Source organism: Breoghania sp. L-A4, assembly GCF_003432385.1.
In the GTDB taxonomy this organism is placed as follows: domain Bacteria; phylum Pseudomonadota; class Alphaproteobacteria; order Rhizobiales; family Stappiaceae; genus Breoghania.
Genome location: NZ_CP031841.1, coordinates 2386925 through 2401053 on the forward strand (window position 1 = coordinate 2386925; position 14129 = coordinate 2401053).

Consider the following 14129-nt stretch of genomic DNA (forward strand, 5'->3'; position numbering starts at 1 on the left):
CGTCAGCCCGCGCGCAGCAGCCGGATCGCGTCGTCGCGCGAGAACAGATACAGCAGCACACGCAGCGCCTGGCCGCGCGGGCTCGTCAGCGCGGGTCTTTTTCCAGCACCAGCCGCGCGTCGTCGCGCGCCACGTCCATCAGGTCTCCATGCGCCTCGATGCTGGCGATGCGGAACCCCGGCAGGCCGCTTTGCCGTGTGCCCAGGATTTCGCCCTCTCCGCGCAGCCGCAGATCCTCCTCGGCGATCAGAAAACCATCGTTGGTCTCGCGCATGATCTGCAGCCGCGCGCGTGACGTTTCCCCCAAGGGGCCCTTGTAGAGCAGCAGACAGGTCGATGGCTTGTCGCCCCGGCCCACGCGGCCGCGCAACTGGTGCAACTGGGCCAGCCCGAAGCGTTCCGCGTGCTCGATGACGATGATCGTCGCGTCGGGCACGTCCACGCCCACCTCGATCACCGTGGTGGCGACCAGAACCTGTTTGGATCCGGCACGGAATTCCTCCATCGCCGCGTCTTTCTCCGCCGCGGACATGCGGCCATGCACCAGCGCGATCCGGTCGCCGAATTCCTGCCGAAGCGTCTCGAAGCGCTCCTCGGCCGCCGCCACGTCGAGCTTTTCGGATTCCTCGACCAGCGGGCAGACCCAGTAGACCTTCTCGCCGCGCGCCAGCAGCCCGTGCAGCCGCGCCACCACCTCATCGAGCCGGTCGAGCGACACGGAGCGGGTTTCGATCTCCTGCCGGCCCGCCGGCTTGTCGGTGAGCTGCGAGACATCCATGTCGCCGAAATAGGTCAGCACCAGCGTGCGCGGGATCGGCGTCGCCGTCATCACCAGCACGTCCACGCCGCGACCCTTCATCGACAGCGCCAGCCGCTGGTGCACGCCGAAACGGTGCTGCTCGTCGACCACCGCCACCGCGAGATTGTGGAACTCCACGGTGCTCTGGAACAACGCATGCGTGCCGATGAGAATGTCGATCTCGCCGGATGCGAGGCCTTCCAGAACCGCGCGGCGCTCGGCCGCCTTGGCCTTGCCGGTCAGCAGCGCGACGGTGAGTCCCGCCGCTTTGCACAGGGGTTCGATGGAGCGCAGGTGCTGACGGGCGAGAATTTCCGTCGGCGCCATCAGCGCCGCCTGTCCGCCCGCCTCGATGGCGGCCGCCATCGCCAGCAGCGCCACAACGGTCTTGCCCGCGCCCACGTCGCCCTGGAGCAGCCGCAGCATGCGCTCGGGCGCCGCCAGATCGGCCTCGATCTCGGCCACGGCGGTTTGCTGGCCCGGCGTCAGGCTGAAGGGCAGGGCGGCCAGGATCTTGGCCTTGAGTTCGCCGGTGGCGATGCGCCGTACGCCGGCGACCTTGCGCATCTGCGCGCGCACCATGGCGAGCGCCAGCTGGCTGGCCAGATATTCGTCATACGCCAGCCGCGACCAGGCCGGCGAGGCCGGATCGATTTCCCTGGGCTCGTGCGGATGATGCACGGTTTCCAGCGCCGAGCGGAAGTCCGGCCAGTGATCGCGCGCCAGATGCGCCTCGGACAGCCATTCCGGCATCGGCGGCACATTGGCCAGCGCGCCGGCAATGGCCTTCTGCAGGGTTTTCGAGGCAAGTCCCGCGGTCATCGGATAGACCGGTTCCACCAGCAGCAGGCCGTCGAATTCCTCGCCCGTGACGATATGGTCCGGGTGCACCATTTGCGGCTGACCATTGAACCATTCGACCTTGCCGCTCACATAGCGGGTCTCGCCGACGGGTGCGGTGCGCTCCAGCCAGTCCTGGCGGGGATGGAAGAACACCAGCGCGATCTCGCCGGTGTCGTCATGGGCGAAGATGCGGTAGGGCGCGCGGCTGCCGCGCGGCACGGGCTGATGCCGGTCGATGCGCACCTTCAGCGTGACGATGGCGCCTTCCGCCGAATAGGCGATTCCCGGCTGATTGCGCCGGTCAATGACGGTGGACGGCAGATGGAACAGCAGATCGGCCACATGCGCGTCGCGCTCGCCTCCGACGCCGACAAGTGTGGCGATCAGCTTTTCGATCTTCGGCCCCACGCCGGGAAGCGTTGAGACGGGGGCAAACAGCGGGTCGAGCAGGGGCGGGCGCATGGAAAACTCGGCCGGATTTCGGAATCGCGTGTCAGGGCAACGGAGCGTCGGCGCATTTGGCACGGCAATTGTGCGCTTCGCAATGCCGATACCCATCGTGGTGCGTGGTATCAGGCGCTGACAGAGCGGAAACGCGGCGCTATACAGACGCGCGGCCCGGGCGCATCGGGCTCGCGGAACCGGACCCCTCCGCCGCCCGGGGCACCGATACAGACAACCGAGGACATGCCGATGACCGGAGTTAGCCGATCCAGCGCGGGGCTCGATGTGCGCCGCAAGCGCATGCTCTATCGTTGCTGGCACCGCGGCATCAAGGAGATGGACCTTCTTCTGGGCGGTTACGCGCAGGCCAATCTCGAGACGCTTGATGACGGCGCGCTCGACCGGCTCGAGCATCTGATGGACGCAGGCGACAACGACCTTCTGGCCTGGTTCACCGGACGCGATCCGGTGCCGGCCGAATACGACACCGACATCTTCAAGGCGGTGGCCGACTTCCATGCGGCCAATGGCGGCGTGATCTGACACTACCTGCGATGTCATGCTGACCGGGCCGTCGCCCGCACGATTCTTCTGGAGACGAGATTTGCTGAAGCCGCTCAAGGGCCTGTTTAGCCGTCATGCCAATGCGGTCATTGCGTCCGTTCCCGATGGCGCGGAAGCGCTGGTGCTCGGTCAGTTGGCCGAATCCGCCGCGCGCTCCGGTGGCCCGGCGCTCGTCTACGTGGCGCGCGACGGCCAGCGCATGGCAGCGGCGGCCGAGGGCGTGGGCTTCTTCGCGCCCGGCGTCGACGTCATCCAGCTTCCCGCCTGGGACTGCCTTCCCTATGACCGCGTGTCGCCGAACGCCAATGTGGTGGCCCGCCGGCTGAGCGTGCTGGCGACCCTGGCGCATGGCGCATTCGGCAGCCGTCCCGTGATCCTGATGACCACCGTCAACGCAGCCACGCAACTGCTGCCGCCGCGCGAATGGACCCGGACCAACGCCTGGGCGGCGCAGGCGGGCGGCCAGGTCGACATGGGCGCGCTCGTCGCCTGGCTGGAGACCAACGGCTATCTGCGCACCAACACCGTGCGCGAGACCGGCGAATACGCCGTGCGCGGCGGCATTCTCGATCTGTTCGCGCCGGGATCGGCCGAGCCGGTGCGGCTCGACTTCTTCGGCGACACGCTGGAGACCATTCGTCCTTTCGACGCCGAAACCCAACGCTCCACGGGCAAGCATGCCCGGCTCGATCTGGTGCCGATGAGCGAGGTGGTGCTCTCGGAGGAGGCGATTTCGCGCTTCCGCCGCAACTATGTCTCGCGTTTTGGCGCCGCGACCCGCGACGACGCGCTGTATCAGTCGGTCAGCGAAGGCCGGCGCTATTCCGGCATGGAGCACTGGCTGCCGCTGTTCCATGAGCATCTGGAAACCCTGTTCGATTATGTGGGCGACGCGCCGGTGGTGCTTGACCCGCAGGTCGAGGACGTGGTGCGCGAGCGCGTCGATCAGGTCAAGGATCACTGCGCCGCGCGGCACGACGCGCTGGAGCGCAAGGGCGGCGCGGACGGCGTGCCCTACAAGCCGATCGATTGGCCGGAACTCTACCTGTCGCAGGACGACTGGACGACGCGCATCGCCGATCGCACCTCGGCGCGCTTCAATCCCTTCGCGGTGCCGGACGGGCAAGGCGCGGTGGTCGATCTGGAGGGGCGCGGCGGACGCACCTTCGCCGCCGAACGCGCCGCCGGCGACGTCAACATCTTCGACGCGGTCATCAATCATATCGCCAGCCTGCACAAGGACGGCAAGCGGGTGGTCATCGCCTGCTGGAGCGAGGGCGCGCGCGACCGGCTGTCCCAGGTGCTGAACGATCACGGGCTGGACCGCGCCGCCCAGGTCTCCTCGCAGGCGGGAGCCCAGGCGCTGCCGCAGGGCGTGGCGGCGCTGGCGATTCTGGGGCTGGAGACCGGCTTCGAGCTCGGCAAGCAGGTGTTCATCGGCGAGCAGGACATTCTCGGCGATCGTCTGGTGCGCCAGCGCAAGCGTTCGAAAAAGGGCGCGGATTTCCTCACCGAGGTCTCCAGCCTGTCCGAAGGCGATCTCGTGGTTCATGTCGATCACGGCATCGGCCGCTTCGTCGGCCTGAAGACCATCGACGCCGCCGGCGCGCCGCACGATTGCCTGGAACTCCAGTATCACGGCGGCGACAAGCTCTATCTGCCGGTGGAAAATCTCGAGCTTCTGACCCGCTACGGCTCGGACGACACCGAGGCGCAGCTCGACAGGCTTGGCGGCGGCGCCTGGCAGGCGCGCAAGGCGCGCATGAAGCAGCGCATTCGCGACATCGCCGAGGGTCTGATCAAGACGGCCGCCGCGCGCGCGCTGCGCTCGGCCACGCCCATCACCCTGCCCGAGGGCGTCTACGACGAATTCGCCGCACGGTTCCCCTATGAGGAGACCGAGGACCAGCTCAACGCCATCGACGCTGTCTTCTCCGATCTCGCCTCCGGGCGGCCGATGGACCGGCTGGTCTGTGGTGACGTCGGCTTCGGCAAGACCGAAGTCGCGCTGCGCGCCGCCTTCGTCGCCGCCATGTCCGGCCGCCAGGTGGCCGTCGTCGTGCCCACGACGCTGCTGGCGCGCCAGCATTTCAAGACCTTCCAGGAGCGCTTCCAGGGTCTTCCGGTACGGCTGGCGCAGGCCTCGCGGCTGGTCTCCGCCAAGGAACTGGCGGCGACCAAGAAGGAGCTGACGGACGGCACGCTGGACATCGTCATCGGCACCCACGCGCTGCTCGGCAAGGGCGTCGATTTCAAGGATCTCGGCCTGCTGATCATCGACGAGGAGCAGCATTTCGGCGTCAAGCACAAGGAGCGGCTCAAGGAGCTGAAGTCCGACGTCCACGTTCTGACCCTGTCCGCGACGCCGATCCCGCGCACCATGCAGATGGCGCTCACCGGCGTGCGCGGCCTGTCGCTGATCGCCACCCCGCCGGTCGACCGGCTTGCCGTGCGCACCTTTATTTCGCCCTTCGATGCGCTGGTGGTGCGCGAGGCGCTGCTGCGCGAGCGCTATCGCGGCGGCCAGTCCTTCTATGTCTGCCCCCGCGTCGCCGATCTGGCGGACACAAAGGCATTCCTCGATGAGAACGTCCCGGAGTTGAAGGTCGCGGTGGCGCACGGGCAGATCCCGCCGGGCGAACTCGACGACATCATGAACGCCTTCTACGACGGCAAGTACGACGTTCTTCTGTCGACCACCATCGTGGAATCCGGGCTCGATATTCCCACGGCCAACACCCTGATCGTGCATCGCGCGGACATGTTTGGCCTGGCGCAGCTCTATCAGTTGCGCGGCCGGGTCGGGCGCTCCAAGACCCGCGCCTACGCGCTGTTCACCGTCCCCGCCAACAAGACGCTCACCAAACAGGCGGAGCGGCGGCTCAAGGTGCTGCAGTCACTCGAGGCGTTGGGCGCGGGCTTCCAGCTCGCAAGTCACGATCTCGATATCCGCGGCGCGGGCAATCTCCTGGGCGAGGAACAGTCGGGCCACATCAAGGAGGTCGGCTTCGCGCTCTACCAGCAGATGCTGGAGGAGGCGGTGGCGCAGCTGCGCGCCGGCGAGGACGAGGTGTCCGATGAGCAGTGGTCGCCGCAAATTTCCGTCGGCACCCCGGTGCTCATCCCCGATCACTATGTTCCCGACCTGCAGTTGCGGCTCGATCTCTACCGCCGCCTGGCCGATCTCACCGACGCCCAGGAGATCGACGGCTTCGGCGCGGAGCTGATCGACCGTTTCGGGCCGCTGCCCGGCGAGGTCGAGCATCTGCTGAAGATCGTCTTCATCAAGGCGCTGTGCCGCCAGGCGCATGTGGAAAAGATCGACGCGGGTCCCAAGGGCATCGTCATTGCCTTCCGCAAGAACGAGTTCCCCAATCCCGCCGGTCTCATCAGCTATGTGACCGAGCAGGGCGTGCTGGCGAAAATCCGTCCCGACCAGAAGATCGTCCTGTCGCGCGACTGGCCCGACGCTGAGGAGCGTCTCAAGGGCGCGGCGGTGATCCTGTCGAAGCTCGTGAAACTCGCGCAAATAAGCCAGAAGGCCGCCTGAGGCGGCATTCGTCCAGGCCGCGCGGCGCTGCCGGATGCGGCGGACCGGACCCCATCCGTCGCGCCGGTCCGCGTCACCCCTGCACGCAAATCGGTCAAATTGATTCGATCGTCTCAACGGCCTGTTAAGGCTGATGGCGGATGATGCTCGCTTGCAGTATCCAGTAGAGTAACGCGTCGTTCCATGTACACACGGCAACGCAAGAAATCAGTCGTCCGGCGGCTCTTTTTCCCCGTTCTCACCATCGCCATCCTGGGCTATTTCTCCTTTCACGCGCTGAACGGCGAGTACGGCCTGATCGCGCGCGCGCGTCTGGATACTAAGACCGCGCGGTTGCAGGCCGAGCTTGATGAACTCAAGCAGGCGCGTTTGAAGCTGGAGCGCCGCGTGGTGCTTCTGCGGCCCTCGAGCCTCGATCCGGACATGATCGACGAGCGCGCCCGGGCAAGTCTGAACCTGGTGCACCGGGATGAAATCACCATCCTCCGTGCTGCATCGCAGCAAAATTGACAACAACCGGAAAGAAGTTAATCGAAGTTATTTAACCGAAATCGGATTAATTCTAATTATGCGTGTTTTTTCAGATAATTAAGCCTTCATAAATGCCGCAATCCCTATCTTGGATTGACAGATCCCCTTCGGTAATTTCCGGTAACGTCTAGCGAGGGGAACGCTCACCGAGATGAGGGCCATGGCAGCTACCAAACCGAAGTCTACTGGCACGCGCGCAAAAGGGGCTTCTCGCTCCAGGGCGTCCGCCAAATCCGCACCCGCGATCGCTGACTTCTCGAAAGAGGACGAGCTGCACGCCTATCGCGAGATGCTGCTCATCCGCCGTTTCGAGGAAAAGGCCGGCCAGATGTACGGCATGGGCCTGATCGGCGGCTTTTGTCATCTCTACATCGGCCAGGAGGCGGTCGTCATCGGCATGCAGATGGCGATGAAGGACGGTGATCAGGTCATTACCGGCTATCGCGACCACGGGCACATGCTGGCCACCGGCATGGAATCCAATGGCGTGATGGCGGAGCTGACCGGCCGGCGCGGTGGCTATTCGCGCGGCAAGGGCGGCTCCATGCACATGTTTTCGCGGGAGAAGAATTTCTACGGCGGACACGGCATCGTCGGCGCGCAGGTGTCGCTGGGAACGGGACTGGCGTTTGCCAACCGTTACCGTGACAACGGCAACGTCTCGGTGACCTATTTCGGCGACGGCGCCTCCAACCAGGGCCAGGTCTACGAGAGCTTCAACATGGCGAAGCTGTGGAACCTGCCGGTGATCTACGTCATCGAGAACAACAAGTATGGCATGGGCACCAGCGTCGCGCGCGCCTCGTCCAACACGGATCTGTCGGAACGCGGCGCGTCCTTCGACATCCCCGGCGACCAGATCGACGGCATGGATGTGCGCGCGGTCAAGGCGGCGGCCGACAAGGCGCTGGCGTGGTGCCGGGCGGGCAAGGGCCCCTACATTCTCGAAATGCAGACGTATCGCTACCGCGGTCACTCCATGTCCGATCCCGCGAAATACCGCTCCAAGGAAGAGGTCCAGAAGATGCGGACCGAGCATGATCCGATCGAGCAGGTTCGCGGGCGTCTTTTGGAAAAAGAATGGGCCACCGAGGACGAGTTGAAGGCGACGGACAAGGACGTCCGCGCGATCGTCGCGCAAGCCGCTGAATTCGCCCAGAGCGATCCCGAGCCGGATCCGTCCGAGCTGTGGACCGACATCGTACGCTGAGGCGAGAGGACAAACGACAATGCCGACAGAAATTCTGATGCCGGCCCTCTCTCCGACGATGGAAGAGGGCAAACTGGCCAAATGGCTGGTCAAGGAAGGCGACTCGGTCACCTCCGGCGACGTGATCGCCGAGATCGAGACCGACAAGGCGACCATGGAAGTGGAGGCCGTCGACGAGGGCGTGATCGCCAGGCTGCTGATCGCTGAGGGGACCGAGGCGGTGAAGGTCAACACGCCGATCGCCATCATAGCCGAAGAGGGCGAAGAGGTGGACGATGCGCCGGCTGCGAAAGCCGGGGCCTCCGCGCCGCCGCCGCAACAGCCCGCGCCCGTCGCCGCCGCTCCCAAGGTCGAGGCGCCTGTGGCGGCCGTTGCACCCGACACCGAGGTGCCGGAAGGCACCGCGATGAAGTCCATGTCCGTGCGCGAAGCGCTGCGCGACGCCATGGCCGAGGAAATGCGCGCCGACGGCGATGTCTTCGTCATGGGCGAGGAAGTCGCCGAATACCAGGGCGCCTACAAGATCACCCAGGGGCTGCTGGACGAATTCGGCGCCCGCCGGGTCATCGACACGCCGATCACCGAGCACGGCTTTGCCGGCCTGGGCGTCGGCGCGGCGCTCTCAGGGCTGAAGCCCATCGTCGAGTTCATGACCTTCAACTTCGCCATGCAGGCGATCGACCAGATCATCAACTCCGCCGCCAAGACGCTCTATATGTCCGGCGGCCAGATGGGCTGCCCGATCGTGTTCCGCGGCGCCAATGGCGCCGCCGCCCGCGTCGGCGCCCAGCATAGCCAGGATTTCTCGTCCTGGTATTCCCAGGTGCCGGGTCTGAAGGTTGTGATGCCCTGGTCCGCGGCTGACGCCAAGGGCCTGCTGAAATCCGCCATTCGCGATCCCAATCCGGTGGTGTTTCTGGAGAACGAGATCCTCTACGGCCAGACCTTCGACGTTCCGGATCTCGATGACTGGACCGTGCCGATCGGCAAGGCGAAGATCGTGCGCGAAGGCGAGCATGTGACCATCGTCTCCTTCGGCATCGGCATGAACTACGCTACCAAGGCGGCCGAGGAACTGGCCGCCGAGGGCATCTCGGCCGAAGTTATCGATCTGCGCACCCTGCGCCCGCTCGACATGGACACGGTGCTGGCTTCTGTGAAGAAGACCGGCCGCTGCGTCTCGGTGGAGGAAGGCTGGCCGCAGTGCTCGATCTCCTCGGAGATCGGCTTCCAGATCATGGAGAAGGCGTTCGATTATCTCGACGCGCCGGTCGCCCGGGTCACCGGCAAGGACGTGCCGATGCCCTATGCCGCCAATCTCGAAAAACTCGCGCTGCCGACGGTCGCCGACGTGGTCGCGGCCGCCAAGGCCGTCACCTACACCGCCTGAAGGCTGGAGGGACAGAAATGCCGATCAACATCCTGATGCCGGCGCTCTCTCCGACCATGGAAGAGGGCAAGCTGGCCAAGTGGACCGTCAAGGAGGGAGACACCGTCTCCTCCGGTGACGTCATCGCCGAAATCGAGACCGACAAGGCGACCATGGAAGTGGAAGCCGTCGACGAGGGCACGATCGCCAAAATCCTCGTGCCCGAGGGTTCGGAAGCGGTGAAGGTCAACGAGATCATCGCCATCCTGCTGGAAGAGGGCGAGGACGAAAGCGCGCTGGACAGTGCGAAGGCTGAGAAGCCTGCGCCCAAGCCGGCCGCCGATGTCGGCAAGGCGCCGTTCAACGACGATGGTCCGAGCGGCGATCCAGAACCGACCCCGACGCCAACCCCGACACCAACCCCGACCCCGACCCCGAGTTCCTCGGGCGGATCCCCGATCAGCACGCCGGCCGGCAACCGGCTGTTCGTCTCTCCGCTGGCGCGGCGCATCGCCGAGACCGGTGGTCTCGATCTCGCGGCCATCAGCGGTTCCGGCCCGCGCGGCCGCATCGTCAAGCGCGACGTGGAGGCGGCGATCTCCGGTGGCGGCGCCAAGGCGGCTCCCGAGGCCGCGCCCGCTGCGAAGGCTTCGGCCGTCTCCGCCCCGCCGAGTGATGACGCGATCCTGAAGCTGTTTGAGGAAGGCAGCTATGAGCTCGTGCGGCACGACGGCATGCGCAAGACCATCGCCAAGCGGCTCGTGGAATCCAAGCAGCAGGTGCCGCATTTCTACCTCACGGTGGATTGCGAGATCGATGCGCTGCTGGCCTTGCGCAAGCAGATCAACGACGGCGCGCCGAAGAACAAGGATGGTGATCCGGCCTACAAGCTCTCGGTCAACGACATGATCATCAAGGCGCAGGCCATGGCGCTTCAGGCCGTGCCCGACGCCAACGCGTCCTGGACGGAAAGCGCGATGGTCAAGCACAAGCATTCCGACGTCGGCGTCGCCGTCTCAATTCCCGGCGGCCTGATCACGCCGATCATCCGCAAGGCGGAGAGCAAGCCGCTTTCGGTCATTTCCAATGAAATGAAGGATTTCGCCAAGCGGGCGCGCGAGCGCAAGCTGCAGCCGTCCGAATACCAGGGCGGCACCACGGCGGTCTCCAACCTTGGCATGTTCGGCATCAAGGACTTCGCCGCCGTCATCAACCCGCCGCACGCGACCATCCTGGCCGTGGGCGCGGGCGAGCAGCGCGCGGTTGTCAAGGACGGTGCGCTGGCGGTGGCCACGGTGATGAGCGTCACTCTGTCGACAGATCACCGCGCCGTTGACGGCGCGCTGGGCGCGGAGCTGATCGCCGCCTTCAAGCGCTACATCGAAAACCCGATGAGCATGCTTGTGTGACAACGGGAGCCGGCGGCGTGTGCCGCCGGGACTTCCTGACCGCGGTTGCGTGACGTGCAAACGATTGCACTACTCTTGGCCGTGTCGTATTGCTGACGCATGACCGGCGCGTTGGGGACAACGCGCACCCGACGGGGGACTTGATGGCTGGAAACTGGCGTAGGATCGAAGGCAGACAGGCGTTGCAGGCAACGCCGCTATTTTCGTCCGTGCGCCATTTGGGCGGCTTCCGGCAGGCCGCGCAGCTTCGCCATGGAGACGATGCCGAACAGCGGGCCGAGCGCCAGCGGCGCGAACGCCCATTGCCAGCCGGCGAGCTCCACCCACGCAGGCAGGCCCTGCACGGTGATCACCGTGATGGCGAAGCCGATGGCCGTCTGCATGGTCAGCATGGTGCCCTGGGTGCCGGGCTGGCTGAGTTCCGCGACGCCGGTGGAGAACTGCGCGCTGTCGGCGATCACCGACACGCCCCACACCAGCGCCAGCGTCACGATGATCCAGGGTGCAGCGCCGAACAGCGGACCGGCTGCCAGGCAGCACAATCCGCTGATGGTCATGGCGATGATCGTCAGCGCCGTGCGGCCGATGCGGTCGGCGAACCAGCCGCCGGCGAGGGCTCCCAGCGCGCCGATGCCGAGCGCCGCGAAGGTGGCCAGTCGCGCCTGCAGCACGGCGTCTTCCAGCCCGCTTGCGGCGAAGCTCGCGGCGATATAGGCGCCGAGCCACGCCCACACGGCGTAAAGCTCCCACATGTGGCCGAAGTATCCGAAATTGGCCAGCCGCAGCGGCTTGTCCGAAAGCGCGTTGAGCGCCACGCGCGCGTTGAAGGCAGCGGCCTTCTGGAACCCCGGACCGATGCCCACGCCGAGCACCAGCAGCGCGCCGAGGCTCGCGGAGACAGAGGCCGCCAGCATCACGGCGCGCCAGTCCAGATCGCCCGCGAAGGCGAACAGATGGGGCAGGGCGGAGCCGACTGTCAGCGCGCCCACCAGCGTGCCGACCAGCAGGCCCGCGTCGCGCTTCGCCCAGCTCACCGCCAGCTTCATGGCGACGGGATAGACCCCGGCCATGATCGCGCCGGTGGTGAACCGCAGAAAAATCGAGACGGCCGAGCCCGGCTCGACGGTGACGAAGGCCGCGTTGGCCAGCGCGCCCGTGAGCGCGCAAACGCAATAGAGTTTTCGCGGCGCCACCCGGTCGGCGAGACCGAGGACGGCGCTTGTCAGGCTGCCGGCGACGAAGCCGATCTGCACAACCGTGGTCAGCAGCGCCGCGCGCGCCGGGCTGAGCCCGTGGGAGGCGACCAGCGCCGGTGTGACCGCGGAGGCCGCGAACCACAGCGACAGCACCGCCATGCACGACAGGGTCAGCAGGGCGAGGCTCACGGGTTTGGATGAAAACGGCATCGATTGTCCGGTGCTGGCGGGAAACCGCTGACGAAGACGAATGGCGCCGCGTCGCCGCGCGGCAGGGAAAAAACAGATCTGGGCGCAAGGCGCATGAGCGCCGGCCCATCGATAACGGATGAAAAAGGATTGGACCATGGCCGATACGAATTATGACGTCATCGTCATCGGTGGCGGCCCGGGGGCTACGTCACGGCCATTCGCGCCGCACAGCTGGGGCTGAAGGCCGCCGTCGTGGAGCGCGAGCACCTGGGCGGCATCTGCCTGAACTGGGGCTGCATTCCGACAAAGGCGCTGCTGCGTTCCGCCGAGATCTATCACTACATGACCCACGCCGGCGACTACGGCCTGTCGGCGGAGAAGGTCGGTTTCGACGCGGCCGCCATCGTCAAGCGCTCGCGCGGCGTTTCCGGCCAGCTCGCCGGCGGCGTCGGCTTTCTGCTCAAGAAGAACAAGGTTGACGTGATCTGGGGCGAGGCGACGATCGCCAAACCCGGCGAGGTCACCGTGTCCAAGCCAAAGAAGGCCGCCGTCGAGCCGCAGAACGCGGTTCCCAAGAACACCCTGGGCGAGGGCACCTACAAGGCAAAGCACGTCATCATCGCCACAGGAGCCCGGCCGCGCGTCATCCCCGGCATCGAGCCGGACCAGGACGCGATCTGGACCTATTTCGAGGCCATGAAGCCCAAGGCGATCCCGAAATCCCTGATCGTCATGGGCTCCGGCGCCATCGGCATCGAATTCGCGTCGTTCTATCGCACCATGGGCGCCGAGGTGACCGTGATCGAGTTGCTCGACCAGATCATGCCGGTGGAGGATCCCGAGATCGCCGCGCACGCGCGCAAGCGCTTCGAGAGGCAGGGCATCAAGATCCTCACCGGTGCGAAGGTCGCGGGCGTCAAGAAGGGCTCGGGCACGGTCACCGCGACGGTGGAGACCGGCGACGGCAAGAGCCAGCAGATCACGGCGGAAAAGATGATTTCCGCGGTCGGTGTTGTCGGCAATGTCGAGGGACTGGGGCTGGAGAAGCTCGGCGTGAAGACCGACCGCGGCTGCATCGTCATCGACGGCTTCGGGCGCACCAATGTGCCGGGAGTCTACGCCATCGGCGATGTCGCCGGCCCGCCGATGCTGGCGCACAAGGCCGAGCACGAGGGCGTCATCTGCGTCGAGAAGATCAAGGGTCTCGACGTGCACCCGATGGACAAGAAGAAGATCCCCGGCTGCACCTACTGCCATCCGCAGGTGGCCTCCGTCGGCCTCACCGAACCCAAGGCGAAGGAGGCCGGCTATGACGTCAAGGTCGGCCGCTTCCCGTTTGCCGGCAACGGCAAGGCGATCGCGCTGGGCGAGCCGGAGGGCATGGTGAAGACGATTTTCGACGCCAAGACCGGCCAGCTGCTCGGCGCGCATATGGTGGGCGCGGAAGTCACCGAACTGATCCAGGGCTATGTGGTGGCCATGAATCTGGAGACGACGGAAGAAGAACTGATGCATACGGTCTTCCCGCACCCCACATTGTCCGAGATGATGCACGAGAGCGTGCTGGACGCCTACGGCCGGGCAATTCACAGCTAGACTGGAATGAGGTCCATCGTGTTGATGGCTGCGGCATGACCGTCAGAGGTGGCGCCTCATCCTGAGGGGCGCGCAAGCGCCATCTCGAAGGATGGGCCGCGGCTTCGAAGCGCGGTTCGCCAGACGCAAGAGGCTTGCGAAGGGGTACGATATGGGAATTCTGTTGTGGATCATTGTCGGGCTGATCGCCGGCGCCATCGCCTACGCGGTTCTGGGCCGCCGCGGCTCGATTCTGTCGAGTCTGGTCGTCGGACTGATCGGCGCGCTGGTCGGCGGCAAGCTGGCGGAGATCTTCCGTCTGCACGTCACCGGCGGCTTCATCGATCAGCTGATCGTCTCCACCATCGGCGCCATCCTGCTGCTGGTCATCTGGCGGGCAATCAGAAAATAACCGGTTTTCGGGTGTTCAAGCCGTCTTGATGGGTC

The 14129-nt window shown here is 65.8% G+C and carries 8 protein-coding genes and 2 pseudogenes; 8 read left to right on the forward strand and 2 right to left on the reverse strand.

Going from position 1 to position 14129, the window contains the following annotated elements; translation table 11 throughout:
• Window positions 1-2: 2 nt before the first annotated feature.
• Window positions 3-2104, reverse strand: a pseudogene (recG, locus tag D1F64_RS11020) (ATP-dependent DNA helicase RecG).
• Window positions 2105-2335: 231 nt separating this feature from the next.
• Between recG and D1F64_RS11025 the strand changes: the two are divergent.
• The 6 genes from D1F64_RS11025 to D1F64_RS11050 all read left to right on the forward strand — a co-directional run bounded on the left by D1F64_RS11025 (window position 2336) and on the right by D1F64_RS11050 (window position 10719).
• On the forward strand, window positions 2336-2629 hold the full coding sequence (locus D1F64_RS11025; RefSeq protein WP_117414551.1) for a succinate dehydrogenase assembly factor 2: 294 nt from the start codon (window positions 2336-2338) through the stop codon (window positions 2627-2629).
• Window positions 2630-2645: 16 nt separating this feature from the next.
• Window positions 2646-6200, forward strand: a complete 3555-nt coding sequence (gene mfd / locus D1F64_RS11030; protein ID WP_117412489.1) for a transcription-repair coupling factor — start codon at window positions 2646-2648, stop codon at window positions 6198-6200.
• A gap of 183 nt (window positions 6201-6383) precedes the next feature.
• Window positions 6384-6710: a septum formation initiator family protein gene (locus D1F64_RS11035; RefSeq protein ID WP_117412490.1), complete on the forward strand. Its 327-nt coding sequence runs from the start codon at window positions 6384-6386 to the stop codon at window positions 6708-6710.
• Between the two features lie 181 nt (window positions 6711-6891).
• Window positions 6892-7941, forward strand: a complete 1050-nt coding sequence (gene pdhA / locus D1F64_RS11040) for a pyruvate dehydrogenase (acetyl-transferring) E1 component subunit alpha (RefSeq protein WP_117412491.1) — start codon at window positions 6892-6894, stop codon at window positions 7939-7941.
• Window positions 7942-7960: 19 nt separating this feature from the next.
• Complete coding sequence (locus D1F64_RS11045; protein WP_117412492.1) at window positions 7961-9331, forward strand: pyruvate dehydrogenase complex E1 component subunit beta; 1371 nt, start codon at window positions 7961-7963, stop codon at window positions 9329-9331.
• 17 nt (window positions 9332-9348) lie between these two features.
• Window positions 9349-10719, forward strand: a complete 1371-nt coding sequence (locus D1F64_RS11050) for a pyruvate dehydrogenase complex dihydrolipoamide acetyltransferase (protein WP_117412493.1) — start codon at window positions 9349-9351, stop codon at window positions 10717-10719.
• 197 nt (window positions 10720-10916) lie between these two features.
• Here D1F64_RS11050 and D1F64_RS11055 read toward each other — a convergent pair whose 3' ends face one another.
• Entirely contained in the window at window positions 10917-12125 is a 1209-nt protein-coding gene (locus D1F64_RS11055) for an MFS transporter (RefSeq protein ID WP_117412494.1), read from the reverse strand.
• Between the two features lie 136 nt (window positions 12126-12261).
• Between D1F64_RS11055 and lpdA the strand changes: the two are divergent.
• Window positions 12262-13703: pseudogene (lpdA, locus tag D1F64_RS11060) on the forward strand (dihydrolipoyl dehydrogenase).
• A 151-nt stretch (window positions 13704-13854) separates the two neighbouring features.
• Window positions 13855-14094 carry a GlsB/YeaQ/YmgE family stress response membrane protein gene (locus D1F64_RS11065; protein WP_117414552.1) on the forward strand — a complete coding sequence of 80 codons (240 nt, stop codon included), beginning with the start codon at window positions 13855-13857 and terminating at the stop codon, window positions 14092-14094.
• Window positions 14095-14129: the final 35 nt, after the last annotated feature.

Coding starts and splice junctions, on each gene's coding strand:
- D1F64_RS11025 (WP_117414551.1), top strand. CDS start 2,336: ATGACCGGAGTTAGCCGATCCAGCGCGGGGCTCGATGTGCGCCGCAAG.
- mfd (WP_117412489.1), top strand. CDS start 2,646: ATGCTGACCGGGCCGTCGCCCGCACGATTCTTCTGGAGACGAGATTTG.
- D1F64_RS11035 (WP_117412490.1), top strand. CDS start 6,384: ATGTACACACGGCAACGCAAGAAATCAGTCGTCCGGCGGCTCTTTTTC.
- pdhA (WP_117412491.1), top strand. CDS start 6,892: ATGGCAGCTACCAAACCGAAGTCTACTGGCACGCGCGCAAAAGGGGCT.
- D1F64_RS11045 (WP_117412492.1), top strand. CDS start 7,961: ATGCCGACAGAAATTCTGATGCCGGCCCTCTCTCCGACGATGGAAGAG.
- D1F64_RS11050 (WP_117412493.1), top strand. CDS start 9,349: ATGCCGATCAACATCCTGATGCCGGCGCTCTCTCCGACCATGGAAGAG.
- D1F64_RS11055 (WP_117412494.1), bottom strand. CDS start 12,125: ATGCCGTTTTCATCCAAACCCGTGAGCCTCGCCCTGCTGACCCTGTCG.
- D1F64_RS11065 (WP_117414552.1), top strand. CDS start 13,855: ATGGGAATTCTGTTGTGGATCATTGTCGGGCTGATCGCCGGCGCCATC.